At 53.3% G+C, this 25,157-nt stretch carries 27 protein-coding genes; 10 read left to right on the top strand and 17 right to left on the bottom strand.

Translation table 11 applies throughout. The annotated features are described in order from the left end of the window. Positions 1 to 163 precede the first annotated feature (163 nt). Positions 164 to 1,027 (bottom strand): YicC/YloC family endoribonuclease, encoded by an 864-nt coding sequence (locus RW65_RS16860; RefSeq protein ID WP_039057958.1) that lies wholly within the window; start codon positions 1,025 to 1,027, stop codon positions 164 to 166. A 123-nt stretch (positions 1,028 to 1,150) separates the two neighbouring features. Here RW65_RS16860 and rph point away from each other — a divergent pair, with 123 nt between their 5' ends. Further along, entirely contained in the window at positions 1,151 to 1,867 is a 717-nt protein-coding gene (gene rph, locus RW65_RS16855) for a ribonuclease PH (RefSeq protein ID WP_039057957.1), read from the top strand. Between the two features lie 124 nt (positions 1,868 to 1,991). Beyond that, entirely contained in the window at positions 1,992 to 2,633 is a 642-nt protein-coding gene (gene pyrE / locus RW65_RS16850) for an orotate phosphoribosyltransferase (protein WP_039057956.1), read from the top strand. A 34-nt stretch (positions 2,634 to 2,667) separates the two neighbouring features. Here the strand turns inward: pyrE and RW65_RS16845 are convergent, their stop codons facing one another. The 4 genes from RW65_RS16845 to coaBC form a co-directional block, all read right to left on the bottom strand. Beyond that, complete coding sequence (locus RW65_RS16845; protein WP_082022463.1) at positions 2,668 to 3,684, bottom strand: SMP-30/gluconolactonase/LRE family protein; 1,017 nt, start codon at positions 3,682 to 3,684, stop codon at positions 2,668 to 2,670. Between the two features lie 179 nt (positions 3,685 to 3,863). Further along, positions 3,864 to 4,460: a nucleoid occlusion factor SlmA gene (gene slmA / locus RW65_RS16840; RefSeq protein WP_039057955.1), complete on the bottom strand. Its 597-nt coding sequence runs from the start codon at positions 4,458 to 4,460 to the stop codon at positions 3,864 to 3,866. A gap of 125 nt (positions 4,461 to 4,585) precedes the next feature. Beyond that, entirely contained in the window at positions 4,586 to 5,044 is a 459-nt protein-coding gene (dut, locus tag RW65_RS16835; protein ID WP_039057954.1) for a dUTP diphosphatase, read from the bottom strand. Next, entirely contained in the window at positions 5,022 to 6,236 is a 1,215-nt protein-coding gene (coaBC, locus tag RW65_RS16830; protein ID WP_039057953.1) for a bifunctional phosphopantothenoylcysteine decarboxylase/phosphopantothenate--cysteine ligase CoaBC, read from the bottom strand. Before coaBC ends, dut begins: the two co-directional genes overlap by 23 nt. Before the next feature lie 169 nt (positions 6,237 to 6,405). Here coaBC and radC point away from each other — a divergent pair, with 169 nt between their 5' ends. The 4 genes from radC (at position 6,406) to mutM (ending at position 8,600) form a co-directional block, all read left to right on the top strand. Beyond that, entirely contained in the window at positions 6,406 to 7,074 is a 669-nt protein-coding gene (gene radC / locus RW65_RS16825) for a RadC family protein (protein WP_039057952.1), read from the top strand. A gap of 216 nt (positions 7,075 to 7,290) precedes the next feature. Then, positions 7,291 to 7,527: a 50S ribosomal protein L28 gene (gene rpmB / locus RW65_RS16820; protein ID WP_002436699.1), complete on the top strand. Its 237-nt coding sequence runs from the start codon at positions 7,291 to 7,293 to the stop codon at positions 7,525 to 7,527. Between the two features lie 20 nt (positions 7,528 to 7,547). Continuing rightward, complete coding sequence (rpmG, locus tag RW65_RS16815) at positions 7,548 to 7,715, top strand: 50S ribosomal protein L33 (RefSeq protein WP_003024094.1); 168 nt, start codon at positions 7,548 to 7,550, stop codon at positions 7,713 to 7,715. A gap of 75 nt (positions 7,716 to 7,790) precedes the next feature. After that, entirely contained in the window at positions 7,791 to 8,600 is an 810-nt protein-coding gene (gene mutM, locus RW65_RS16810; RefSeq protein ID WP_039057951.1) for a bifunctional DNA-formamidopyrimidine glycosylase/DNA-(apurinic or apyrimidinic site) lyase, read from the top strand. 8 nt (positions 8,601 to 8,608) lie between these two features. Here the strand turns inward: mutM and coaD are convergent, their stop codons facing one another. The 7 genes from coaD to rfaQ form a co-directional block, all read right to left on the bottom strand. Then, positions 8,609 to 9,088 carry a pantetheine-phosphate adenylyltransferase gene (coaD, locus tag RW65_RS16805; RefSeq protein WP_039057950.1) on the bottom strand — a complete coding sequence of 160 codons (480 nt, stop codon included), beginning with the start codon at positions 9,086 to 9,088 and terminating at the stop codon, positions 8,609 to 8,611. Positions 9,089 to 9,091: 3 nt separating this feature from the next. Beyond that, positions 9,092 to 9,862: a glycosyltransferase family 2 protein gene (locus tag RW65_RS16800; protein ID WP_039057949.1), complete on the bottom strand. Its 771-nt coding sequence runs from the start codon at positions 9,860 to 9,862 to the stop codon at positions 9,092 to 9,094. Beyond that, complete coding sequence (gene waaA, locus RW65_RS16795) at positions 9,862 to 11,136, bottom strand: lipid IV(A) 3-deoxy-D-manno-octulosonic acid transferase (RefSeq protein WP_039057948.1); 1,275 nt, start codon at positions 11,134 to 11,136, stop codon at positions 9,862 to 9,864. Before waaA ends, RW65_RS16800 begins: the two co-directional genes overlap by 1 nt. 67 nt (positions 11,137 to 11,203) lie before the next feature. Then, positions 11,204 to 12,193, bottom strand: a complete 990-nt coding sequence (locus tag RW65_RS16790) for a glycosyltransferase (RefSeq protein WP_039057947.1) — start codon at positions 12,191 to 12,193, stop codon at positions 11,204 to 11,206. Positions 12,194 to 12,204: 11 nt separating this feature from the next. Further along, positions 12,205 to 13,308, bottom strand: coding sequence for a glycosyltransferase (locus RW65_RS16785; protein ID WP_039057946.1), 1,104 nt, complete (start codon positions 13,306 to 13,308; stop codon positions 12,205 to 12,207). A gap of 1 nt (position 13,309) precedes the next feature. After that, positions 13,310 to 14,437: a glycosyltransferase family 4 protein gene (locus RW65_RS16780; protein WP_039057945.1), complete on the bottom strand. Its 1,128-nt coding sequence runs from the start codon at positions 14,435 to 14,437 to the stop codon at positions 13,310 to 13,312. Next, on the bottom strand, positions 14,434 to 15,501 hold the full coding sequence (gene rfaQ, locus RW65_RS16775) for a putative lipopolysaccharide heptosyltransferase III (protein ID WP_039057944.1): 1,068 nt from the start codon (positions 15,499 to 15,501) through the stop codon (positions 14,434 to 14,436). The genes RW65_RS16780 and rfaQ overlap by 4 nt, the downstream gene beginning before the upstream one ends. A 153-nt stretch (positions 15,502 to 15,654) precedes the next feature. Between rfaQ and RW65_RS16770 the strand changes: the two genes are divergently transcribed. Further along, the gene (locus RW65_RS16770; protein WP_039058017.1) at positions 15,655 to 16,608 is read left to right on the top strand and encodes a polysaccharide deacetylase family protein; all 954 of its coding nucleotides are present in this window, start codon (positions 15,655 to 15,657) and stop codon (positions 16,606 to 16,608) included. Positions 16,609 to 16,768: 160 nt separating this feature from the next. Here RW65_RS16770 and RW65_RS16765 read toward each other — a convergent pair whose 3' ends face one another. From RW65_RS16765 to rfaD, 5 genes are read right to left on the bottom strand one after another with little or no spacing between them, the layout of a single operon-like run. Beyond that, positions 16,769 to 17,677, bottom strand: coding sequence for a glycosyltransferase family 2 protein (locus tag RW65_RS16765; protein WP_039057943.1), 909 nt, complete (start codon positions 17,675 to 17,677; stop codon positions 16,769 to 16,771). A gap of 13 nt (positions 17,678 to 17,690) precedes the next feature. Continuing rightward, positions 17,691 to 18,791 (bottom strand): glycosyltransferase family 9 protein, encoded by a 1,101-nt coding sequence (locus RW65_RS16760; RefSeq protein ID WP_039057942.1) that lies wholly within the window; start codon positions 18,789 to 18,791, stop codon positions 17,691 to 17,693. A 3-nt stretch (positions 18,792 to 18,794) separates the two neighbouring features. Then, positions 18,795 to 19,775, bottom strand: coding sequence for a lipopolysaccharide heptosyltransferase RfaC (rfaC, locus tag RW65_RS16755; protein ID WP_039057941.1), 981 nt, complete (start codon positions 19,773 to 19,775; stop codon positions 18,795 to 18,797). A 3-nt stretch (positions 19,776 to 19,778) separates the two neighbouring features. Beyond that, positions 19,779 to 20,825, bottom strand: coding sequence for an ADP-heptose--LPS heptosyltransferase RfaF (rfaF, locus tag RW65_RS16750; protein ID WP_039057940.1), 1,047 nt, complete (start codon positions 20,823 to 20,825; stop codon positions 19,779 to 19,781). A 2-nt stretch (positions 20,826 to 20,827) separates the two neighbouring features. Then, entirely contained in the window at positions 20,828 to 21,760 is a 933-nt protein-coding gene (rfaD, locus tag RW65_RS16745; RefSeq protein ID WP_039057939.1) for an ADP-glyceromanno-heptose 6-epimerase, read from the bottom strand. Positions 21,761 to 21,976: 216 nt separating this feature from the next. Between rfaD and kbl the strand changes: the two genes are divergently transcribed. The 3 genes from kbl (at position 21,977) to RW65_RS16730 (ending at position 25,151) form a co-directional block, all read left to right on the top strand. Beyond that, on the top strand, positions 21,977 to 23,173 hold the full coding sequence (kbl, locus tag RW65_RS16740; RefSeq protein WP_039057938.1) for a glycine C-acetyltransferase: 1,197 nt from the start codon (positions 21,977 to 21,979) through the stop codon (positions 23,171 to 23,173). Positions 23,174 to 23,182: 9 nt separating this feature from the next. Continuing rightward, the gene (gene tdh, locus RW65_RS16735; protein ID WP_039057937.1) at positions 23,183 to 24,208 is read left to right on the top strand and encodes an L-threonine 3-dehydrogenase; all 1,026 of its coding nucleotides are present in this window, start codon (positions 23,183 to 23,185) and stop codon (positions 24,206 to 24,208) included. Between the two features lie 145 nt (positions 24,209 to 24,353). Then, positions 24,354 to 25,151, top strand: coding sequence for a glycosyltransferase family 2 protein (locus RW65_RS16730; RefSeq protein WP_039057936.1), 798 nt, complete (start codon positions 24,354 to 24,356; stop codon positions 25,149 to 25,151). The last annotated feature ends 6 nt before the right edge of the window (positions 25,152 to 25,157 follow it).

Here is a 25,157-nt window from a genome sequence, read left to right as displayed (position 1 = left end):
TTTATATGGTACCTAGAAGGGGAAGTAAAGAGATTTAGTACCCAATTTACTACCCAGAGTAAGCGGGACGTTGTTGGATTCAAGTGGACACACTTATGAAGTGTTTAGGCGTTAAACGCCCTTTTTTCAGGGCGTTATAGAATATATTTTACGGTTAAGGGTATTACTCGATATTCTGAATCTGCTCGCGCATTTGCTCAATCAGCACTTTCAGCTCGATGGCAGAATTAGTCACTTCCGCATTAATCGACTTGGAAGCCAGCGTGTTCGACTCGCGGTTAAACTCCTGCATCATAAAGTCGAGACGACGACCAACAGCCTCTTTTTTCTTCAGAATGTTGTAAGTCTCTTTCACGTGCGCTTCGAGGCGATCCAGCTCTTCCGCCACGTCAATACGCTGCGCCATCATCACCAGCTCCTGCTCGAGACGATTGTTCTCAAGCTGCACCTGCGCCTCTTCCAGCTTAGAAACCAGCCGCTCGCGCTGCCACTGCAGGATTTCCGGCATATGGGCACGGACTTTGCTGACTTCGGTGCTTACACCTTCCAGACGCTGCTCAATCAGAGATTTCAGCGCCTGACCTTCGGTTTCACGGGCGATGATAAAATCATCCAGCGCGCCATCCAGTGCGCCGAGAATTTGCGCGGCGATAGCGTCCAGATCCTGCTCTTGGGCTGCCATAACGCCTGGCCAGCGCAGAATATCAACCGGGTTGATCTCGCCTTCGTCGCTCTGCATTTTTACCCAGTTCGCCGCCGTTACCAGCTGTTTAGCCAGTTTTTCGTTGAGGATCAGTTCGCTTTGCGCGCTGACATCGGGCTCAAAACGGAGATTACATTCAACTTTACCGCGCGTCAGTCGATTACGGAGACGTTCACGTACCACCGGTTCAAGGCTGCGAAATTGCTCAGGCAGTCGGAAGTAGGTTTCCAGATAACGCTGGTTAACCGAGCGCAGTTCCCAGGAGGCAGAGCCCCATTCGCCCTTGATTTCACGCCGGGCATAGGCGGTCATACTGCGGATCATAGACGTTCCCGTTTTTAATAGAGAGATGCGGGGATTATAGCTTTCATGGCCTTATCAGGATAGGAATAACCTGGCTTAGCCAGTATAATGCGCAGCCACATTCGATAAGCCGGAGAAATTATCATGCGTCCAGCAGGCCGTAGCGCCACTCAAGTGCGCCCCGTTACCCTGACCCGTAATTACACAAAACACGCTGAAGGTTCCGTGCTGGTTGAATTTGGTGATACCAAAGTGCTGTGCACCGCCTCCATTGAAGAGGGCGTTCCGCGTTTCCTGAAAGGTCAGGGACAAGGTTGGATCACCGCCGAATATGGCATGCTGCCGCGCTCGACCCATACCCGTAATGCGCGCGAAGCCGCGAAAGGGAAACAGGGCGGTCGCACGATGGAAATCCAGCGCCTGATTGCACGCGCGTTGCGTGCAGCGGTGGATTTAAACGCGCTGGGTGAATTTACCATCACCCTCGACTGCGACGTGATTCAGGCCGATGGCGGTACGCGTACGGCGTCGATCACCGGCGCATGTGTTGCGCTGGCGGATGCGCTGAATAAACTGGTTGCTGCCGGGAAGCTGAAAACGAACCCGATGAAAGGCATGGTTGCCGCAGTTTCCGTGGGCATCGTTAATGGCGAAGCGGTTTGCGATCTTGAGTACGTGGAAGATTCCGCGGCTGAAACCGACATGAACGTGGTGATGACCGAAGACGGCCGTATGATTGAAGTACAAGGCACGGCAGAAGGCGAACCCTTCTCCCATGAAGAGCTAATGACCCTGCTGGCGCTGGCCAGAGGGGGGATCGAATCGATTATCGCTACGCAGAAAGCGGCGTTAGCGAATTAATTTTAAGGGCGACTGAGAAGTCGCCCTTTTTTTTGCGCATCATACTTCAGGCCGATAACACAAGGCGGCGCGAAGTGTGTGACGTAATCTGTAAACGATGAAAAGTGAGATGAGGAGCGGATCCATGAAAGCGTACCAGCGTCAGTTTATTGAATTTGCGCTTAACAAACAGGTACTGAAGTTCGGCGAGTTTACGCTGAAATCCGGGCGCAAAAGCCCCTATTTCTTCAACGCCGGGCTGTTTAATACCGGGCGCGATCTGGCGTTGTTAGGCCGTTTTTACGCCGAAGCGCTGGTGGATTCCGGTATCGATTTTGATCTGCTGTTTGGCCCGGCCTATAAAGGCATTCCTATCGCTACCACCACCGCGGTGGCGCTGGCTGAACATCACGAGCGCGATGTGCCTTACTGCTTTAACCGCAAAGAAGCGAAAGACCACGGTGAAGGCGGCAATCTGGTGGGCAGCGCCTTGCAGGGCCGCGTGATGCTGGTGGACGATGTGATCACCGCCGGTACGGCGATTCGCGAGTCGATGGAGATCATCCAGGCGAACGGCGCAACCCTCGCTGGCGTATTGATTTCACTGGATCGCCAGGAGCGCGGACGCGGCGATATTTCGGCGATTCAGGAAGTGGAACGCGATTATGGCTGCAACGTAATTTCGATTATCACGCTGAAAGATCTGATTGCTTATCTGGAAGAGAAACCGGAGATGGCCGATCACCTGGCCTCAGTGCGCGCTTATCGCGAGCAGTACGGCGTATAAAAATGAGCCCGGCAGCGAGCCTGCCGGGTCAATTTCAGACCAGTTTTGCCCCCTGAGTATTCACATAGAGCGCATAGACCGAGGTGCTGGATGCCATAAACAGGCGATTTCGCTGTTCGCCGCCAAAGCATAAATTGGCGCAGCGCTCCGGCAGATGGATCATGCCAATCGCTTTGCCTTGTGGATTGAATATCCGCACACCGTCCAGCTCCTCTGTTCCCATTCCCCAGCCGCACCACAAATTGCCTTGCATATCGATAGCGATGCCGTCAGCTGTACCGTTACCGCAATCAATATGCACCCGGCGGTTTTTTAGCGTATTCGCCTCAACATCCCACGCCAGGATCAGGCGGTTTGGCGTGGCGCGGCTCTCCACCACGTAAAGCGTTTTTTCATCCGGTGAGAAGCAAATGCCGTTTGGCCCTTTAACGTCGCCCAACACAACGTCCAGCTTGCGTGTTTCAGGATCCAGGCGGTAAACGTTTTGCGGCAGCTGCGAAGTCGCTTTATGACCTTCATAAAACCCGGCAATGCCAAACGGTGGATCGGTAAACCAGATAGAGCCGTCTGATTTGACGGCAATATCGTTCGGGGAGTTCAGGGGCTTCCCGTCATAGCTGTCCGCCAGTACGGTGACGGTGCCGTCATATTCTGTACGCGTTATGCGTCGGGTATCGTGTTCACAACTGATGAGTCGCCCTTCTCGGTCGCGTGCATGACCGTTGGCATTATTTGAGGGCTGGCGAAAGACGCTGGTGGTACCGGTGGCTTCATCCCAGCGCATCACTGCGTTGTTGGGAATATCGCTCCACAGCAGCATGCGTGCATCGCCAAACCACACCGGACCCTCCGCCCAGCGGCATCCGGTGGCAATCTGCTCCACTTTAGCGCTGGCAACCATATAGTCGCGAAATGAGTCATCCAGCGCGACGATGGCGGGATCGGGATAGCGGGCCGAGGGAGCCCAGGCGGCAAGACTTTTGTGGCTGATAAGCAGGGATGCGGTAGCGATACCGCTGAGTTTAAGCAGTTCCCGACGTGATGTTGCCATCAAGCGTCTCCTTATTTGTAGGGTATTTTGAGGATTATTTCGCTTAAGTAGAATGAGACTGCCAGAGGGAGGGTAGAAAAACGGCGTCGCCAAAACATCTGGCATATTAACGAATAAGGTTGGGCTTTTTCACAGAATGCGGGGAAATGAGAATGCAGCCACAAGGGCTGCATAAAATATTACTGTAGTTGCGCCGCCAACAGCGGCCAGCGAGCGTCGAAATCGTCCGTCGGGCTATATTTAAACTCGCTACGCACATAGCGTGACAGCATGCCTTCGCAAAAGGCCAGTATCTGGCTTGCCAGCAGCGTTTCGTCGTTGGCATACCCCTCGCCTTCACGCATTTTACGTTCACGCAGCACCTGGCGCAGCTGCGCTTCAATACGCTCGAACAGCTGGTTAATGCGCCCCTGCAGGCGATCCTGTTCAAACATCAGCGCATGCCCGGTCAGAATGCGCGTTAAACCCGGATTACGCTCGCCAAAGCCCAGAATCAGCAACACGATCAGGCGCAGGCGCGAAGTCGTATCCTTCTCATCTTTTAAAATCAGGTTGATACGGGTAATCAGGCTATCTTCGATAAACTCGATCAGGCTGTCGAACATGCGCATTTTACTGGGGAAGTGGCGGTACAGCGCCGCTTCAGAAACGCCAACGGACGCCGCCAGTTTTGCCGTCGTAATACGCTGGCTTCCATCGCTGGATTCCAGCATCAGCGCCAGAGATTGCAGTATTTCCTCGCGACGGTTCTTTTTCGCGGTTTGTTTTTCTGCCATGTTGCAAAATACCCCTGAAAATAAGCACTTGTCTGGCGAGCAACCACAGGGCGACCCGCAAACGATAGGTGTTTGCGGGGATGTTATCGCATTATTTCGCCGTGTGATGCGTTAAAAAGGGCGGGTTATTGACGCCCTGAATGGCCGAAGCCGCCTTCACCGCGTGCGGTCGCGTCAAAGGATTCCACCAAGTTGAATTCTGCCTGCACAACCGGCACAAAGACCATTTGTGCGATGCGCTCGCCCGGCGTGATAGTAAAGCTCTCTTGCCCGCGATTCCAGACGGAGACCATCAGTTGCCCCTGATAATCTGAGTCAATCAGCCCAACCAGGTTACCCAGTACCACGCCGTGTTTATGCCCAAGCCCTGAGCGCGGCAGGATAACCGCCGCCAGTGAGGGATCGGCAATATGAATCGCCAGGCCGGTTGGTACTAATGTTGTCGCGCCCGGCGCCAGAACGACGTTGTCGTCGAGACAGGCGCGCAGGTCAAGTCCGGCGGAGCCGGAGGTGGCATAGGTCGGCAGCGGGAAATCCTTGCCAACACGCGGGTCCAGAATTTTAACGTCGATTTTTTTCATCATAACGGGTAACGATCTCGTCCAGTAATAGGTGTCCCAGAAGTTCTTTGCGCTCCAGCGGCAAGCGTTTGTCACCCTCCTGCCAGAAGAGGTGTAATGCATTGTTATCGCTATTAAAGCCCTGATTTGACTGCGAAACGTCGTTGGCGCAAATCAGATCAAGGTTCTTGCGGGCGCGTTTTTGCCGGGCATATTCTTCCACATTATTTGTTTCGGCGGCAAACCCAACGACATAAGGGCGATGCTCAGCAAGCGCAGCGACACCGGCGACGATATCGGGGTTTTTCACCATTTTTATCGTGATTTCATCGCCTTGCTTTTTAATTTTTTCCTCAGCCACGCTGGCAGCGCGGTAGTCCGCCACGGCGGCGCAGCCAATAAAAATGTGTTGCTGTTGGGCACGGCTCTGAACGGCGGCTTCCATTTCCAGCGCGGTAGTGACATCGACCCGTTCGACCAGCGCCGGCGTCGCCAGCGAGACCGGACCGGCAACCAGCGTGACTTTCGCGCCGCGGCTTGCGGCGGCGGCGGCAATGGCAAAGCCCATCTTACCGGAACTAAGATTGGTGATGTAACGCACCGGATCTAACGGCTCACGCGTTGGACCGGCGGTAATTAAGATGTTCAGATGCTGCAAATCTTTCACCGGCGAGAAATGCGCGGCGACCATATCCACAATGGTCAGCGGATCGAGCATGCGACCGGGACCAACATCGCCGCAGGCCTGGCTACCGCTATCCGGCCCCCACAGCAGCAGCCCGCGTGAGGCCAGCACCTGCAAATTATGCTGGGTGGCGGCGGCACGGTACATCTGTTGATTCATGGCGGGAACCACGGCAACAGGCGAAGGGGTGGCAAGACAGATTGTCGACACCAGATCGTTAGCCATACCGGCAGCAACGCGCGCAATTAAATCGGCGGTGGCGGGCGCGAGGATAACCAAATCGGCCCATTTACCCAGCTCAATATGCCCCATTGCCGCTTCGGCGGCGGGATCCAGCAGGCTATCAGAAACCGGATAGCCGGAAACCGCCTGCAGGCTCATCGGCGTAATAAAGGCTTTAGCCGCCTCGGTCATGGCGACACGCACTTCCGCGCCGCGCTCACGCAGACGGCGCACCAGTTCGGGCGCTTTATAGGCCGCAATACCGCCGCTCACACCGAGGACAATCTTTTTACCCGCCAGACTGATCATGATTCTTTCCTGTTGGATGTCACCAGAAGTTGAGCATTTTATCACAATCATTGTGTCGTCGCGTGCTTGCCCGCAATCCACTTTGCGAGGCGTTACGCAGCGATATCGCGGTGCAGTTGCGGGTCACGGCAGATGTGGCAGCATGGATTCGGGATGAGGAGGAGTGAAGATGGATATTGTTATTAACCCGCTGAAGCCGCGCGAAAAGATGTTGCAGTTCGGTATTGAGTCGCTGTCCGATACAGAGTTATTGGCGCTTTTTCTACGCACCGGCACCCACGGCAAGAGCGTACTTACCGTGGCACGCGAGATGCTGAAGCATTTTGGTTCGTTATATACGCTGCTCTCCTCCGATTTTGAGGATTTTAAAGATGTGCAGGGTATCGGCCTCGCCAAATACGCTCAGCTACGCGGTATCGGCGAACTGGCGCGGCGTTACTATAATGCGCGCCTGCTGGAGGATAGCTCGCTGCTGAGCCCTGAGATGACGCGCGAGTTTTTACAAAGCCAGCTGTCCGGCGAAGAGCGCGAAGTGTTTATGGTGATTCTGATGGATAACCAGAACCGGATACTGAAACACTGTCGGCTTTTTACCGGCACCATTAATCAGGTTGAGGTGCATCCGCGAGAAATTTTGCGCGAAGCGTTAAAAGTCAATGCGGCCGCCGTGATCCTCGCGCATAATCACCCGTCGGGTAATGCTGAGCCGAGTAAAGCGGACAGGCAGATTACCGAGCGGGTAATAAAATGCTGCCAGTTCATGGATATCCGGGTGCTCGATCATCTGGTTATCGGCCGTGGTGAGTATGTTTCATTTGCCGAACGGGGATGGATTTAGGCGGCTTTGCGCGATCCATCGGGATCTTTGTCTGTTCGGGACTTGAGCACACCGCCGACTCAGCGTATACTACGCCACCTTTGAGAATCTCGGGTTTGGCAATTGGGCCTGGCAATCGAGAGTTCACATAGAACTGCGATGACCGGGCTGTAAAGCCTGACGAGGCGCCGATACCCCATACGAAGCTCGAGCTAATTTGATTTTTGGAGAATAGACATGTCCCGAGTCTGCCAAGTTACTGGCAAGCGTCCGGTGACCGGTAATAACCGTTCCCACGCACTGAACGCGACTAAACGCCGTTTCCTGCCGAACCTGCACTCTCACCGTTTCTGGGTTGAGAGCGAAAAGCGTTTTGTCACCCTGCGTGTATCTGCTAAAGGTATGCGTGTAATCGATAAAAAAGGCATCGATACAGTTCTGTCTGAACTGCGTGCCCGTGGCGAAAAGTACTAAGTACTTAAAGGATATAAATCATGGCTAAAGGTATTCGTGAGAAAATCAAGCTGGTTTCTTCCGCTGGTACTGGTCACTTCTACACCACCACGAAGAACAAACGTACTAAGCCGGAAAAACTGGAACTGAAAAAATTCGATCCAGTTGTCCGTCAGCACGTGCTGTACAAAGAAGCTAAAATCAAATAATTTTAGTTTTCTTGCACAAAAACCCCGCACTGTCGGGGTTTTTGCATTTCTGACCACCCGTAAAGCGGAGACGAGATGCCTGAGTTACCCGAAGTCGAAACCAGTCGCCGAGGCATTGAACCGCACCTCGTTGGCGAAACCATTCTTCATGCGGTAGTGCGCAACGGGCGTTTGCGCTGGCCGGTTTCCGAAGAGATCCATAGCCTGAGCGATAAACCGGTACTGAGCGTTCAGCGCCGCGCCAAATATCTGCTGCTTGAGCTGCCTGACGGCTGGATAATCATTCACCTCGGCATGTCCGGTAGCCTGCGTATTCTTCCCCATGAACTGCCCGCTGAAAAGCATGACCATGTCGATCTGGTGATGAGCAATGGCAAAGTGCTGCGCTACACCGATCCGCGTCGCTTTGGCGCGTGGCTGTGGACAAAAGAGCTGGAAGGTCACAACGTGCTGGCGCACCTCGGCCCCGAGCCCCTTAGCGACGCGTTTAACGCGGATTATTTGCGGCGGAAATGCGCGAAGAAAAAGACCGCGATTAAGCCCTGGCTGATGGATAACAAGCTGGTGGTCGGCGTGGGCAATATCTACGCCAGCGAATCACTGTTTGCTGCCGGGATCCATCCCGATCGGCTGGCCTCGTCACTTTCAATGCAGGAGTGTGAAATTCTGGTGCGGGTGATCAAAGCGGTACTGTTGCGATCGATTGAACAGGGCGGCACGACGCTAAAAGACTTTTTGCAAAGCGACGGAAAACCGGGCTATTTCGCTCAGGAGCTGCAGGTGTATGGCCGTGAAGGCAAACCGTGTCGCGTCTGCGGCATGCCGATCGTGGCGGCAAAACATGCGCAGCGTTCCACCTTTTATTGCCGGGGCTGCCAGAAATAAGCGGGAGCTTACTTTAGCTTCTCCATCAGCGCCTGGTGAACCGCAGGCGGCAGGAAGTGGGTGACATCGCCCTGATGGCGCGCCACTTCTTTCACCAGCGTGGAAGAGATAAATGACCACTCTTTGGACGGCATTAGAAAGACGCTTTCCAGATCCGGCATCAGATGGCGATTCATATGCGCCAGCTGCATCTCATATTCAAAATCCGCTACCGCGCGTAAACCGCGGATCAGAATGTTGGCCTGCTGGGCGCGGGCAAAATTAGCCATTAAATCACTAAAGCCGACCACCGTAACGTTCGACAGATGCGCCGTCGCTGCTTGCGCCAGCGCCACACGCTCGTCCAGATCAAACATCGGTTTCTTGCTGGGGCTGGCGGCAATCGCTAAGACAACTTCATCAAACATCGTGGCGGCGCGGGTGACAATATCGACATGGCCGTTAGTGATAGGATCAAAGGTGCCGGGATAAATCGCTTTTGTGCTCATCGCTTATTCTTTCTCTGAATAACCGTGGTTCAGCGCCCACAGCTCGGTGTATTTATTGAAAGTATACTGCGCGTTAACCACCGCCAGCAGCCAGCCCTGTTTACCATCCAGCACGCCGCCGCGCAGCAGCAACGTTTTGGCAAACGCGCCCACAGTATGCGCGAAAATCCCCGCCAGCGAGGTTTTTTTACCGCGCTGATGACGCTCCTGCGCCCACGCCGTGGCGTAATTGAACTGCTTACGTTGAAAGCTGGCGAAATCGCGGCAGGTTAGATGCAACAAATCGCCGCTAAGGGCGATCACTTGCGCCTGCGGCGCATCCAGCGATTCATGGACCAGATTGTCATTGTACTGATAGCGCTCGCGCTCATACAGGCGCGTTACGCGATCCGGATACCAGCCGCTGTGGCGCATAAAGCGGCCAAGAAAATAGTTACGTCGGGCGATGCTGTAGACGGCTCCCGGCTGCGGCGCAGCCAGGGTGGCACGAATGTTCGCGGCAAGCTCCTCGGTGACCCGTTCGTCGGTATCCAGCATCAGGATGTAATCGCCGCTGGCGTAACGCTGTGCCAGCTGGCGCTGTACCCCGTAGCCCGGCCAGTCGGTATGGCTGAACACTTTTACGCCCGCGCGGCTGGCGATGTCCACCGTGTCATCTGTGCTACCGGAATCGAGCAGCACGATCTCATCGGCCCAGTCGACAGACGCCAGGCAATCGGGCAGCAGATGCGCCGCGTTTTTGGCGATCATCACCACCGACAAACGTTTGGACATTAATGGCTCCGCTGAGGCAAATAGGGTTGCAAAAGCTGAAGCAGGCGGGCCAGCGCGCCCTGATTCTGATGCAGCACTTCTACCGCATGACGGCCGTACCATAAGCGGTAATCTTCGTCGCGCAGCAGGGTAGAAACCTCTTTCACCAGCGAATCCGCATCGGTCACGGTAATTAACCCTTCCGCTTCTTGCAGGCGTGCGCAAATATCTTTGAAGTTAAAGGTATGTGGTCCCATCAGCACCGGGATCGCATGCGCCGCAGGCTCAAGGGGGTTATGACCGCCGCGCTCGACCAGGCTGCCGCCAACAAACGCCAGATCGGCGATACCGTACAGCAGCATAAGCTCGCCCATCGTATCGCCAATCACCACCTGCGTGCTGGCAGATGGGATTTCGCCCGAGCTGCGCAGGGTATAGCTGAACCCGGCTTTCTGCGTCAGGTTGCGCGCATCGGGGAAACGTTCCGGGTGGCGAGGCACCAGGATCAGCAGCAAATCAGGGAAACTTTCCAGCAGCTTGCGGTGTGCCTGTAAAATAATCTCCTCTTCGCCATCATGGGTACTGGTGGCAATCCACACCTGGCGGCGAGGTGCCCATTGACGGCGCAGGGTCACGGCACGCGCGGCAAGTTCCGGCGTGACGGAGATATCGAATTTCAGGCTGCCGGTCACCGTCAACTGGCTGCGCTTCAGGCCGAGCTGCAGGAAACGGTCGGCATCTTCCTCATTTTGCGCAGCGATCAGCGTAATTTTGCTCAGCAGGCGGCGCGTAAATTTACCCAGCTTGCCGTACCCTTTCGCAGAACGCGCTGACAGGCGCGCGTTGGCGATCACTAAGGGGATCTGGCGGGCTTTGAGGGCGGAAATCATGTTCGGCCACAGTTCGGTTTCCATCACGATCACCAGCTTCGGGCGAACGCTATTAAGGAAACGGTTCATCGCGCAGGGCAAATCATAGGGTAGATAGACATGATGCACGTCTTTACCAAACGCGGACATCACCCGTTCTGAGCCGGTGGGCGTCATGGTGGTGACGGTGATAGGTAAATAAGGGTAGCGATGGCGCAGCGCGCGAACCAGCGGGATCGCCGCCAGGGTTTCGCCCACTGAAACGGAATGGAGCAGAATACCGTCCGGCTTCACTTTGTTACGACAAAAACCATAGCGTTCAGCCCAGCGTTTGCGATAAGCGGGGGCTTTGCGGCTGCGAAGTAATAATCGCACCCACACCAGAGGCTGAATTAAGTAAAGCAGGGTGGTATACAGCAATTCCAAGCGACTATCCGTTTTTTTAAGATTCGGCGGGCAAATTCTAAGCATTTAGCCCGCTTAAAGCTATACCTTATGCCAGATACCTTCTGAGACGGAAATAGCGGCGACCAAGGCGCCAGCGCAAACGGGGGCTTTTAGCACTTTTCCAGATAAGGCTCCAGATACCCTTGTCGAAAAATTCGCGAATGATCATCGCCTTTTTGCTCTCATCCTTCATGTTATCAAAGGTGTGGATGATGCCGAGCCCTTCTTTGGCTATCTGCCAGTAACAGGCGGGGATATTTTTGACTTTATCCGCATAGCGCTGGTTGATGGCGTCGAGCATTTGCAGAATTTTCATGTAATGGCGCGCCGAGCGAATCAGCGTGTCGTCAGTGTCCGGCATATGCGATACAGATGCAGAGTGAATGTAATAATCGTAGAACTGTTCACTGGTATATTGCACGCGCTCGGCCGCCAGCAAAACTTCCGTGGTCCACGGAATATCCTGATGACGAAGGCCCGGCTCGAAGTGAAATTTATGCTGACGAATAAAATCGTGGCGGTAAATATTGAGCCAGGTGACGTGGAGGAATTTACGCGAATCCAGCGCCTGTTTAAGCCACGCCGGACCGGTCATCACGCCCGTTGATTGCACCTTTTCGGGCGGAAGAATCGGTCGGGTTGGTTTCTTATTATTTTCCCAGACATAGTTTCCGTTGCAGGTCGCCACATCCAGATTACCCGTTATCGCCATATCCAGCAGGCGCTGATACATCCCGGGTTTGAAAACATCATCAATGTCCGGGAAAGAGAGATATTGCCCTGTTGCCTGGGCAAGCCCGGTATTACGGGCAACCGAAACGCCCTGGTTTTGTTGCTCAATAACCTGCAGCTGCGGCAGCCGATCGCGCCACTGTTCAACAATCTGCATGGATCTATCCGTTGAACCATCGTTGACGATGATCACTTCCATACTGTCGATTTTTTGCGCCACCAAACAGGTGAAGAACTGGTCGAGAAACGCTTCGCCGTTATAAACGGCAACCACCACGCTTAACACCGGCGTTGAAATTTGCATAAGAAACCTGACTAATTATTATTTTCCGCCAGCGCAATATACTGCTGACAAATCGCATTGATACCGTAGGACAAAATTTTCTCGCTATCCAAACCCTGGGGATGCGTGGCGTAAATATCCGCAAGGGTGGCTGCCAACGACGCGTCGCTGAGTTCGCTCAGCCCTCGCGCCAGCGGTCCCGTCAAAATTTCGGCCGGTCCGCCCGGGCAGTTAGTGCTCACCGGCGGCGTCTGGCAAATAATCGCTTCGACCAGCACATTACCAAACCCTTCGCAGTCTGAACTTAACACTAACAGGCGCGCACCTTTGATCCACGGATAGGGGTTAGGCACAAACTCACGGAACGTGACCCGATCAGCAATGCCGAGGCTTTCGGCAAGGGCCTTTAACTGGACTATTTTCTCCTCAGAGCCGTTCCCCATCATCACTAAAGGGGCGTCGATTTTACTGAGGGCATACGCGCGCAGCAGGCGATCGTGCCGTTTATGTTCGTGGAAACGCCCGACGTGGATTAGGTATTCACGTCCCTGCATTTCAAACGGCTGTTCGGCCAGTTTCTGAATAGCTTCAATATCGAAAGGATTATGAATCACCGCGCTGCGGCGCAGAGGAATCGCCAGCGTGTCGGTAAGATCGCGCAGTACGGCTGAAGAGACGGCCACCACGTTACGGTTTTCATAGGTATGGCGAATTTTCAAATTCTTAAACCAGCGCGAAATTCCACGGCGGTGGCAAAGATAGGAGAAAGAGAACATGCCATGAATACAAAACCAGACTTTATCGCGAACGAGCGCGCGGCTGTGGGCAACGATGCGATCGGTTTTGTGCAAATGGGAAAAGACAATATCAAACTTCCCGCTGCGCTCTGCCACAGTAATGGCTTTATCAAGCAGCTTTGCCCGGCGCGGGATCTCCGTGAGCTTGCGCCATGGTTTTTTGCATTTATCCTGAATTACCTGAAAATCCACACCTTCCGGAATGGGGTAATCGCAAACTTTTCGCAAGGAAAAAAGTGAGACCTGGTGTCCCATTTTCACTAAGCCGCTGGAGAGCGTGAGGACAGTCTTTTCAGCGCCTCCACCGGGTAAGCCATCAATAATCATCAGGATGCGCATATTAATCCAGAATATTTTTATAAAGCGAAATTAGCTGGGTCGACAGCTTTTCTGGGGTTGAGTCCTTAACCTTATCCCGGGCTTTCATGCCCATTTCATTACTCTTTTCCAGTGCCGGAACGGCCATTACAGCGTCTCGTAACCGGTTGATATCCAGCGCGTCACAGAAGAAACCATTTCTGCCCTGCTCGATAAATTCCGCCCCACCGCAGCTATCTGAAGTGATGACGGGCAAACCGCAGGCCATCGCTTCCAGAATGACGTTGGGAAAAGGATCATATAGCGTGGGCAGTAACAGCCCATCGGAAACTTGATAAAAAGGCAGCGTCTCTTTTTGCATACCCATAAAACGGATCCGATTTTTACAGCCCAAAGATTGGGCGAGCGCCTGATAGCGCTTTTCTGCTTTATCCTGGCCGATGACGATTAAGTAAGCTGGGGTGCCAGCTACCGTCTCAATCGCCGCGGCGAGGCCTTTTCGTTCAAAACCGGATCCTACAAAACAAAAAACAGTGGCCGCGGCAGGCAACCCATACTGCTGGCGCAACAGTGCGCGCTGGGTGCTTTCTGCTGGAACGAAACGGCTGGAATCAATCGAATTATAAATGACATGAATCTTTTTTGCGTCAACACTAAAGTCTTCAACGATCTCTTTTTTGATCATCTGTGCATTACAGATCACCGCTTTCAACTCTGGTGCCTGGTACATTTCGTGTTCGGCGTGCATCACATAGCGGTGATAGCTATCGTGCATTAGCATTTTTGCCCGCCAGCCGGGAAGAATGCGGGCACGTTGTTGCAGCCAGCGCTGATGCACACCGTCGCCAGCGCGATAAATATCGCAGCCCGCAATGCGCTCGTGGCTCTGCACGATATCAAACTGCTGCGCCTGCCAGAGCGCGCGTGCCGCCTTAGCAAAGCCTCGTTCGCGGCTGATGCGCCCCCATTTCGCGGGATTGCAAATATGGAGATGCCAATCTTGCTGGCGCTCCCCTTGCCACTCGCGGGTAATGACATTTAATTCCAGATCCTGATTGCCAAGGGCCATGAGCGCGCGGGAGACAAAGCGCTCCGCACCGCCATCAGGACGGTATTTTTGCCGAACAATCGCCAGACGATGACGTTTCATGCCAGGCACCTCTTCGCGGCAGCGACCACCGCATCAACAGGTATGGCGTCGAGATAGCGTTCACTGGTTTTGGTATCGACGGCGTCAGGATCGGGAAGGGGACCATAATCACCCGCCCAGATAACTTCACCATTGACCTGCCAGGGTGACCAGAATGTGAGTTTTGACGGGCCGAAAAGGGCAACGCAAGGCGTTTGCAGCGCGGCGGCCATATGCATCGGCACGGAATCAACGCCGATAAACAGCTCGGCATGATCGATAAGGGAAGCCAACTGGCGCAGCGAAAGCTGGCCTGCCAGCGAAACCACGCCGCTTTGCGGCGAGGCGCTGAGGATACGGTCAATCATCGAAAGCTCTTTTTTATCCGGCCCGGCGGTCAACACAATGGTATGTCCTTCCTGCTGCAGCGCGGCGATAGTTTGCGCCATTTTGCCTTCGTCCCAGCATTTGAAGAACCAGCGCGATGTTGGCTGAATCACAATGTAGCGATCGTCAATGCCGTGGGCGATAAGCTTTTGACGGGCATGTTCCCAGTCGTCCGCGCTGTAACTCATGGTCACATTTGAGACGGCAGGAATGGCTAGCGGGGCGAGAATCGATAAATTCTGCTCCACGGTATGCATCGCTTGATGGTTTTTGACCGAAGCAAGCTCCGTATGGCAAAAACGCCAAAAAGCATTTTTACGCTTATTGAAGCCAAAGCCAAGACGAACCGGCGCGCCGGTAAAACGAGTTACAATCGCGCTGCGCCATTGATCGGCGAGATTTATCACCAGATGATAGTGGCGTGCCCGAAGAGTGCGCAGCAACTGCCACTCTTTAAGCATATGTTTAACCGCACCCAACTGCTTCCATTTACGATCGATCCCATAAACCCTGTGAATCGCCGGATGCGCTGCCAGCATGTCGCGTGTCTCTTCATACAACAGCACATCGATCTGCGCAGCGGGCCAGCGCTGGCGAAGCGAGTTAATCAATGGCGTTGTCAGTAACATGTCACCATGGTGACGTAATTTAATCAGTAAAATGCGTAAATCTGGCGTGTTGTGTAAATTATTCATCATCGTTTTATCGGCAACAACGTACCTGCAATTCTAATAGACCTGATGGGCTCTTGCACTCTTTCTCCATACTCTCAGGAATTTATCTATTCTGGTTTACTCAATGTTGTAGGAATGCTTAACATAGCGCTGACTTTTATAAAATCTGAGCTAAATATGGATAAACCTGCGTTTATCATCACGATTGATACCGAGGGCGATAACCTCTGGCAAAATCGGCGTGAGATCAAAACCGAGAACGCGCGCTACCTGGCACGTTTCCAGGCATTGTGCGATCGCTTCGGGTTCAAGCCCGTGTGGCTAACCAATTATGAAATGGCAACGGATCCGTTCTTTGTCGAATTCGCAAAAGACGTTATTGCCCGTGGTGCAGGCGAGGTTGGCATGCATCTGCATGCCTGGAACAGTCCGCCCGATCATGACTTAACGGGCGATGACTGGCGCTGGCAACCCTATCTGATTGAATACCCTCTCGACGTTATGCGTGAAAAAGTCCGTTTTATGACGCAGCTGTTGGAAGAGACGTTCAATACCAAAATGCTGAGTCATCGCGCCGGACGCTGGGCGTTCGACAGCCGCTATGCCAAATTGCTTATCGAGCTGGGATACCAGGTGGATTGCTCGGTGACGCCTCGTGTGAACTGGCGTAACGCTAAAGGCGCGCCGCAAGGTTCCGGTGGTACGGATTATCAGCATTTCCCACAGCATGCTTATTTCATTGACGTTGACGATATTTCGAAGCCGGGAACCAGCACGCTGCTTGAGGTTCCCATGAGCATTCAATATAAACATCCAGGCTGGCTTAATGCGGTTAAACAGAGCTATGACCGGCTGCGCGGTAAATACCGTTCACCTTCAGTCAACTGGCTTCGTCCTGCGGGTGGAAACGCGGCACAGATGATTGATGTGGCGCAAAAATGCCTGAATCAGGGCAATGGCTACGTCGAATTTATGCTGCACTCTTCAGAATTTATGCCGGGCGGCAGCCCAACCTTTAAGGATGAGGCCGCCATTGACGGGTTGTATCAGGATCTGGAGCAGTTGTTTACATGGCTGGCGGGCAGAACGCAGGGAATGACGCTGGCGGAGTTTTATCAGCAGCAAAAATAAACATGGCCCGAGAAATCGGGCCGTATTTATCATGATCTCATTTTCAGCCGGTTCGTTATTAATTGAGCACGCCTGGCAAAACAATGATTAGCGCAATGGTAAAAGGAAGAAAGGGAATCCTTTTTTCAAACAGTAACCTAATGTTGATAAAGCCGTAATCTTACTTTTTCCACAACGCCTTAATAACCCTTTTTTTATAGCTGAAACGTACGTCTTTCGAGAGAAAAAATGAAAGCGAGTAAAGCGCATCGACGCGCTGCTTTACTGTTCGAAGCTGATCGGCAGAGAGATGCTTTTTATGATTGCGGTAAATATCAAACCAGTGGCAATTCATCAAATGGCGGAACTGCGTAGGAAAGGTTTGTTCCATGCGTAATGTGCACTCAACCAGCGGCGCGATCTTACTGGCATTCAGGTCGCTGGAAAGGCTGTCGCTACGTTTGATGTAATAATAGTGGCCCTGACGCTGATAAAATATTTTCTTTGCCTGCATCAACATCGCAGGAAATATCGCAAAATCTTCGTAACAGATCATCGCAGGAATCGGATTTTCGGTATACAACTTACGCTGGATAAATTGCCCAATAAGATGCGCCTGAAAATCTTTATGCTGCAGAAAACGCCGCACGGCATCATTGGTTGATAATGGAATTGGGCTAAAGCCTTGCCATGACGGGGATATTTTGCGTCTATCGCGGATTTCCAGCAACCGCGTCAACAGCATATCTGGCCGCTGTACTTCGAGGAAATCCACCGCGTCAGCCAGGCTATTTGCTTTCAATAGATCATCGCTATCGAGCATAGTGATGTACTCGCCTGTTGCCAGGGATACGGCGCAGTTACGCACCTGACCCACATTGCGGTAATTGACCTGGCGGACGATAAGCTGCGGTAATTTATCTGCCCAGGCGTCAATAATGGCCTGGGTTGCATCCTGTGAGCTGTCATTGATAATAATCACTTCGAGCGCTTTCGCGCGGCCACCAATAGCTGCCAGCAGGCTTTCAAGAGTCGCGGGAAGTGTTTTTTCAGCGTTATGTGCGGCAATAATGACGCTTAGAAAAGCCATTAGATAAGTGTCCTTATGCGTCGCCGGTATTTAGTAAGGCGTTAGCTTTGGGCAAATCACGAATGAAGTGTTCCATCTGCTCGAGCGAGGTGTCGGTAACGGCAAACAGTTCTTCACGATCCTGCTGAAAATAGTTTTGCGTTTCAAATACGTAAGAACAGATATTCTTATCATCACCAATCAACAGCGTTTTTCCTAACGGACGCTGTTCATAATGGCAACAGGGGCCAAACAGCAATATCACCGGGACATTAACCGCATCGGCGATATACACATTTCCAGAATCCGAGGCGATGTAGCAGTCCATCCGCGAAATAGCCCAGGGCAGTTCTTCCAGCGCAATCTTCCCTATCATATTAATAAAATTGGGGATCTCGCCGTAGGCGGTGGTGATGTCATCCATCCAGGATTGTTCGTTAGGCGCACCAAACACATAAAACAGACAGGGCAGCGCGGCAAGGCGATCGACAATACGCTTCCAGATTATCGGGGGAACCGTTTTGGCTTTATTCCCCGCAGAGATGCTAATCCCGATGCGAATGACGTCGGGTTTATCGAGAATGTCCGGATAAACGGCAGGCCGGAACAGGGGTTTTGTTGCATGTTTGGGCGAACTCTCCCAGCACAGGGAACGGTCAGCCAGCTGCAGGTAATTGTTGACCGAAAGCGTCTTCTTTCCATGTTTGACGATGCCGTCGGCGGTGCGGTAAAAAATCCAGTGATACCATTTGCGCGCGTAGGTGCTGAGAAACTGCTTATTACGCGCGTTACAGACAGCGGCAAAGAACAGGTTAGCGTTATTGGGTTGCAGTAGATAAATATTATCGTAGCGGTTCATGATATGGCAGGCGAAGCTGAGCTTCTGCCACAGATTGCGTTTTTGCTGCTCAATAAAATAAACCGTTTCGATGGTCTCATCATGCTTTGCAAGTGGGCTAACGCTACGGCTTATCAAAACATCACTTTTCTGCAAATACGCCAACAACGGTGTTACGTTGATAAAATCGCCGATTTTAGCCGTTTGAATGACCAAATTCCGTCCGGTTTCCTTCCGGAAAAAGTTGCCGATAATTTTCACCGGCAGCATTAAAATCAGCAGAAAAATATAGCTCATTGGTTAAGGATCTCTGTCCGGCAATGGCTGAAAGTTCTGAAGCATCGTGATAATTTCATCCGCTGTTATATCTCCCATCCGCTTTGTAGGACTTACCACCTGGTGCTGATTTTTACCGTATCCGCCAATTAATCCCGGATCGGTTGGGCCAAACAGGGTGATATTTGGACGATCGAGTGCGGCCGTTAAATGGCTCAGTCCCGTATCGACGGAAACGACACATTGCGCGCCCGCCAGTTCTTTTGCAACCTGCGCCAGAGAGAGTTTAGGCAGAACCTCGACATGGGTAAAACCCGCCGCCAGACGTTCAGCGCGTTGGCGTTCATGTTCAGCGCCCCACGGCAGTTTAATATGGATACCGGTTGGTTGCATTAGTTGAATCAATTCGCGCCAGCGCGCTTCCGGCCAGTGTTTATCATCGCGCGTGGTGGCGTGTAAAAAAACCGCATACGGCGAGTGCGCGGCAGCCCCGTCAGCAAAGTGGCGGGCAATGGCGTAATCGCCCTGCGTTTGGGGTTTAGCATAGCCGAGGCTTTTGGCGAACAGCTCGCGCGTACGTTCAACCGCATGTTGCTGTTTAGCAATATGATGTCGGCGGGTGTAAAACAGGCTCGCCAGCGGTTCGCGTGCGCTGTTCCAGTCCATACCGTGCTTCACGCCACGGGCCAGTCGGGTGACCAGCGCGGCGCTTTTTACTAGCCCTTGCGCATCAATAATCGCATCGTACTTTATCGCCTGTACCGCCTCGCGAAAGGCTTTGCGCTCTGCCGCGATGGGCGCGGAGAACCAGGCTTTGCGCCAGCGGCGAATCGCTACCGGAATAACGCGGTCCACGGCTGCATGCCATGAGGGGATTTGGGCGAAACCCTCTTCCACCACCCAGTCAAAATGGATATCTGGAATCGCCTGTACGGCGTCGGTAAGGGCGGGCAGTGTATGCAGCACATCGCCCATCGAAGAGGTTTTAACGATCAGTACCCGCATCGGTTATCCTTCCGCGTCCAGCAATAGCGCATTTAGCTCGTCCAGCACGCGCTGCGGCGTAATATCGATCAGACTCTGATGGTAGCCTTCGGCCGCGTCGCCTTTACGCACTTTGTGGTAGCCGGAAATCAGGCGAATGACGCGCGCCTGGTGTGACAGCGGCGGCGTGAAATCCGGGCTGCTGGGGCCATAAAGCGCCACCAGCGGGCGATTAAGGGCGGCGGCGACATGCATTAAACCGGAGTCATTGGAGACCACCGCTTTACAGGCGGCAATCAGCACTACCGCCTGTTCCAGTTCTGTTTCGCCTGCCAGATTGCGGCACCAGGCCTGCTGCTCGATGCTTAGAGAAGCCAGAATCTGGTTGCCTGCGTCATGGTCTTTCTTCGAGCCAAACAGCAGCACCTGGTAGCCTTCGTCAATTAACTGTTTTGCCAGCTCAGCATAGTGATAGTGCGGCCAGCGTTTGGCCGGACCGAACTCTGCGCCGGGGCAAAAGCCAATCATTGGGCGCTCGGCGGAAATAGCAAACGTCGCGCAGACCTGCAATTTTTCGCCGTCATTAACCTGCAACTGCGGCCACAGCAGCGGCTGCGGCAGATCCTGCGCCGAGTTCATTATGCCTTTGTCATAGGCCAACGCGACATAACGCTGCACCATCAGCGGCCAGGCTTGTTTATCCAGCACGCGAGCGTCATTGAGCAAGCCATAACGCATTTCGCCGCGCCAGCCGGTACGGTGCGGGATTCCGGCAAAGAACGGCACCAGCGCCGATTTAAAGGAGTTTGGCAGCACGTAAGCGCGGTCATACCGGCGCTCGCGCAGACTGATACCGAGTTTGCGGCGGGCGCCAATTTCCAGCGCGCCGTGACCGAGCGGCATCGGGATCGCTTCGTTAACTTCCGGCATGCGTGATAAAAGCGGACGGCACCACGCGGGTGCCATCACATCAATTATCGCCTGGGGAAAGCGCGCTTTAAGCGTGCGATAAAGACTCTGCGACATCATCATGTCGCCGACCCAGGAGGGGCCGATAACCAAAATTTTCATACTTACGCGTCGCGGTTCAGCCAGGCCATATATTCGGTTACGCCTTCGGCCACGGTTTTAAACGGCTTGTCGTAGCCGGCGGCGCGCAGGTTAGTCAGATCTGCCTGGGTAAACGCCTGATAGCGGCCTTTCAGCTTATCCGGGAAGGGAATGTATTCGATGCTGCCTTTTTTGTGGAAAGCCAGCGTCGCATCGGCAACGGCCTGGAAAGACTCCGCTCGCCCGGTGCCCAGGTTAAAGATACCGGACACGCCGTTCTCCCAGAACCACAGGTTTACCGCCGCTACATCGCCCACGTAGACGAAATCGCGTTTGAAGTTATCGCTGCCTTCGAACAGTTTCGGACTTTCGCCGTTATTCAGTTGCGTATTGAGATGGAAAGCGACGCTCGCCATGCTCCCTTTATGTCCTTCGCGTGGGCCGTACACGTTGAAATAGCGGAAGCCGACAATCGGTGAATTCGCTTCCGGCAGAATGCTGCGCACGTATTCGTCGAAGAGCATTTTTGAGTAGCCGTAAACGTTAAGCGGCTTTTCATACTCGCGGGATTCAATAAAGTCAGACGTACGGCCGCCGTAGGTGGCAGCAGAGGAGGCATACAGGAACGGAATTTCGCGTTCCAGGCAGTAGTGCAGCAGCTCTTTGGAGTACTGATAGTTATTGTCCATCATGTACTTACCGTCCCACTCGGTGGTAGAAGAACAAGCACCTTCGTGGAACACCGCCTCAATATCGCCAAACTCTTCGCCGGACATAATCTGGATCAGGAAATCTTCTTTATCCATATAGTCGGCAATATGCAGGTCGACCAGATTGACGAACTTGGTGCCGTCTTTCAGGTTGTCCACCACCAGAATATCGGTGATACCTTTATCATTCAGAGCCTTAACGATGTTGCTGCCGATAAAACCTGCGCCGCCGGTCACGATGATCATAACTGTACCTTTGAAAAGTGGAGCGTTGAGACTACCTCAGACACTAATGACTCTTATCATACCATCACATTAGCGACCCTACAGCCATTCACCCAGTGAAGGGGATGGCTATGCGTGATTTATGCTACAAAATGAGTAACGGATGATGTGTCATCTCGTATCAGCGTATACCTTTCGGTAATATGTGCCGAAATTTGCCCAGTCTGGAGAATTGCGATGCGTGGGGATTTTTATAAACAGTTAACGAACGATCTGGAAACCGCTCGTGCGGAAGGGTTGTTTAAAGAAGAACGCATTATCACGTCGGCTCAACAGGCTGATATCACCGTGGCGAACGCGGGCCATGTCATTAACTTCTGCGCCAATAACTATCTTGGCCTTGCCAACCACCCTGATTTGATTGCTGCGGCGAAAGCCGGCATGGACAGTCACGGCTTCGGTATGGCGTCGGTCCGCTTTATCTGCGGTACGCAGGACAGCCATAAAGCGCTGGAGAAAAAACTGGCCGAATTCCTCGGTATGGAAGATTCGATTCTTTACTCCTCTTGCTTCGACGCCAACGGCGGGCTGTTTGAAACCCTGCTCGGCGCTGAAGATGCCATTATTTCCGACGCCCTGAACCATGCGTCGATCATTGACGGCGTTCGTCTGTGTAAAGCGAAGCGCTATCGCTACGCCAACAACGATATGCAGGAGCTGGAAGCCCGTCTGCAGGAAGCACGTAACGCCGGTGCGCGCCATATCCTGATTGCCACCGATGGTGTTTTCTCCATGGATGGCGTCATTGCCAACCTGCAAGGCGTGTGCGATCTGGCGGATAAATATGACGCGCTGGTGATGGTCGACGACTCTCACGCGGTGGGTTTTGTCGGTGAGAACGGTTGCGGCACCCATGAATACTGCGAAGTGATGGGCCGGGTAGACATTATCACCGGCACGCTGGGCAAAGCGCTCGGCGGCGCATCCGGTGGTTACACCGCGGCGCGTAAAGAAGTGGTGGAATGGCTGCGTCAGCGTTCGCGCCCGTATCTATTCTCCAACTCGCTGGCACCGGCCATTGTTGCGGCATCTATTAAGGTGCTGGAAATGCTGGCGTCCGGCGCCGAGCTGCGTCAGCGCCTGTGGGATAACGCGCGCCTGTTCCGCGAAAAAATGACCGCCGCAGGCTTTACCCTTGCGGGGGCGGATCACGCCATTATTCCGGTGATGCTGGGGGATGCGGTAGTAGCGCAAAACTTCGCGCGTGAGCTGCAAAAAGAGGGGATTTACGTCACCGGTTTCTTCTTCCCGGTGGTGCCAAAAGGCCAGGCGCGTATTCGTACGCAGATGTCTGCAGCGCATACGCCTGAACAAATTGAGCGTGCGGTAGCTGCCTTTACCCGCATTGGTAAACAACTGGGTGTGATTGCCTGAGGATGTGTAATGAAAGCGTTGTCTAAACTGAAAGCGCAAGAAGGCATCTGGATGACCGACGTACCGGAGCCGGATGTCGGTCATAACGATCTGCTGATTAAAATCCGCAAGACCGCGATTTGCGGCACCGATGTGCATATCTACAACTGGGACGACTGGTCGCAAAAAACCATTCCAGTGCCGATGGTTGTCGGTCATGAGTATGTCGGTGAAGTGGTGGGTATCGGTCAGGAAGTGAAGGGTTTCAAAATTGGCGATCGCGTTTCCGGTGAAGGTCATATTACCTGCGGCCACTGCCGTAACTGCCGTGCCGGGCGCACCCATCTGTGCCGCAATACCACCGGCGTCGGTGTTAACCGTCCCGGCTGCTTCGCCGAGTATTTAGTCATCCCGGCGTTTAACGCCTTCAAAATCCCGGACAATATCTCTGACGATCTGGCGTCGATTTTCGACCCGTTCGGTAACGCGGTTCATACTGCGCTCTCCTTTGATTTGGTGGGCGAAGATGTGCTGGTTTCCGGCGCAGGCCCGATTGGCATTATGGCGGCCGCGGTGGCAAAACACGTTGGCGCGCGCCATGTGGTGATCACCGATATGAATGAGTATCGCCTTGATCTGGCGCGTAAAATGGGCGTTACCCGTGCGGTTAACGTCAGCAAAGAGAATTTGACGGATGTGATGGCGGAGCTGGGCATGACGGAAGGGTTTGACGTCGGTCTGGAGATGTCCGGCGCGCCGCCGGCGTTTCGTACCATGCTCGATACCATGAACCACGGTGGCCGCATTGCCATGCTGGGGATTCCGCCGTCCGATATGTCTATCGACTGGACTAAGGTCATCTTCAAGGGGCTGTTTATCAAAGGGATCTACGGCCGCGAAATGTTTGAAACCTGGTATAAGATGGCGGCGTTGATCCAGTCTGGTCTGGATCTGACCCCTATCATTACCCATCATTTCAGTATCGATGAGTTCCAGCAGGGATTTGACGCGATGCGTTCGGGTCAGTCCGGGAAAGTCATTCTCAGTTGGAATTAATAATGAAAAAGGCGCTGTCAGGCGCCTTTTTTATCCCTTTTTTATTCAGGACCTTTTCACCCACCAGGTAAAATATTCCTCCTCTTTCTCGCCGGGGCGACTACTCTGTTGAGCAAGCGTTTAACTTCTGCATGAGGTTTTCCTTATGTTAAAACTCTCGGTATGTCTCTTAACGTTTAATTCGGCCCGACTGTTACAGGAAGTTTTACCCCCTCTGCTTATCGTTGCTGACGACTTTGTGGTGCTCGATTCCGGCAGCAGCGACGCAACCATTGATATTTGCCGCCAGTATGGCTTGCAGGTTCACCATCGCCCTTTTGATATGCATGGTCAGCAGATGAATCATGCCGTTAAGCTCGCTGCCTATGATTGGGTGTTATGTATGGACAGCGATGAAATTCTTAATGAAGAAGTGGTGGAGTATCTTCTCCAGCTGAAAGCAGGCGAGGAACCCGCCGCGGATTGCAGCTGGCGATTGCCGCGCTACTGGTATGTACTGGGGCAAGAAGTTCGTACTATTTACCCTATTTCATCCCCCGATTTCCCCGTACGATTATTTAACCGTCAGCATGCGCAGTTTAATGACCGCCCGGTTGATGACCAGGTTGTCGGCAGCATTAGCAGCAGCAGAATTCCGGGGCGCGTTCGCCATGACACCTTTTATACGCTGCATGAAATGTTTAATAAGGTGAATGGCTACACCACGCGGCTGGTGAAATATCGCCGCGTCAGACCTTCTCTGACCCGGGGAATTATCAGCGCTATCGGTGCCTTTTTTAAATGGTATCTGTTCAGCGGCGCATGGCGCACAGGTAAAGTCGGCGCGGCAACGGGGCTGTATGCCACGCTGTATAGCTTTATGAAATACTTCAAAGCCTGGTATGCCGTTAGGGAAGCACAAGCTTCAGCTACGGCGGGAGAGCGGCAGAAAACGTCACCATAAGTCTTT

Source organism: Enterobacter sp. Bisph1 (genome assembly GCF_000814905.1).
Lineage (GTDB): Bacteria > Pseudomonadota > Gammaproteobacteria > Enterobacterales > Enterobacteriaceae > Kosakonia.
Note: the sequence above shows the minus strand (reverse complement) of the source record. Positions and strands in the feature narration are given on the sequence as shown.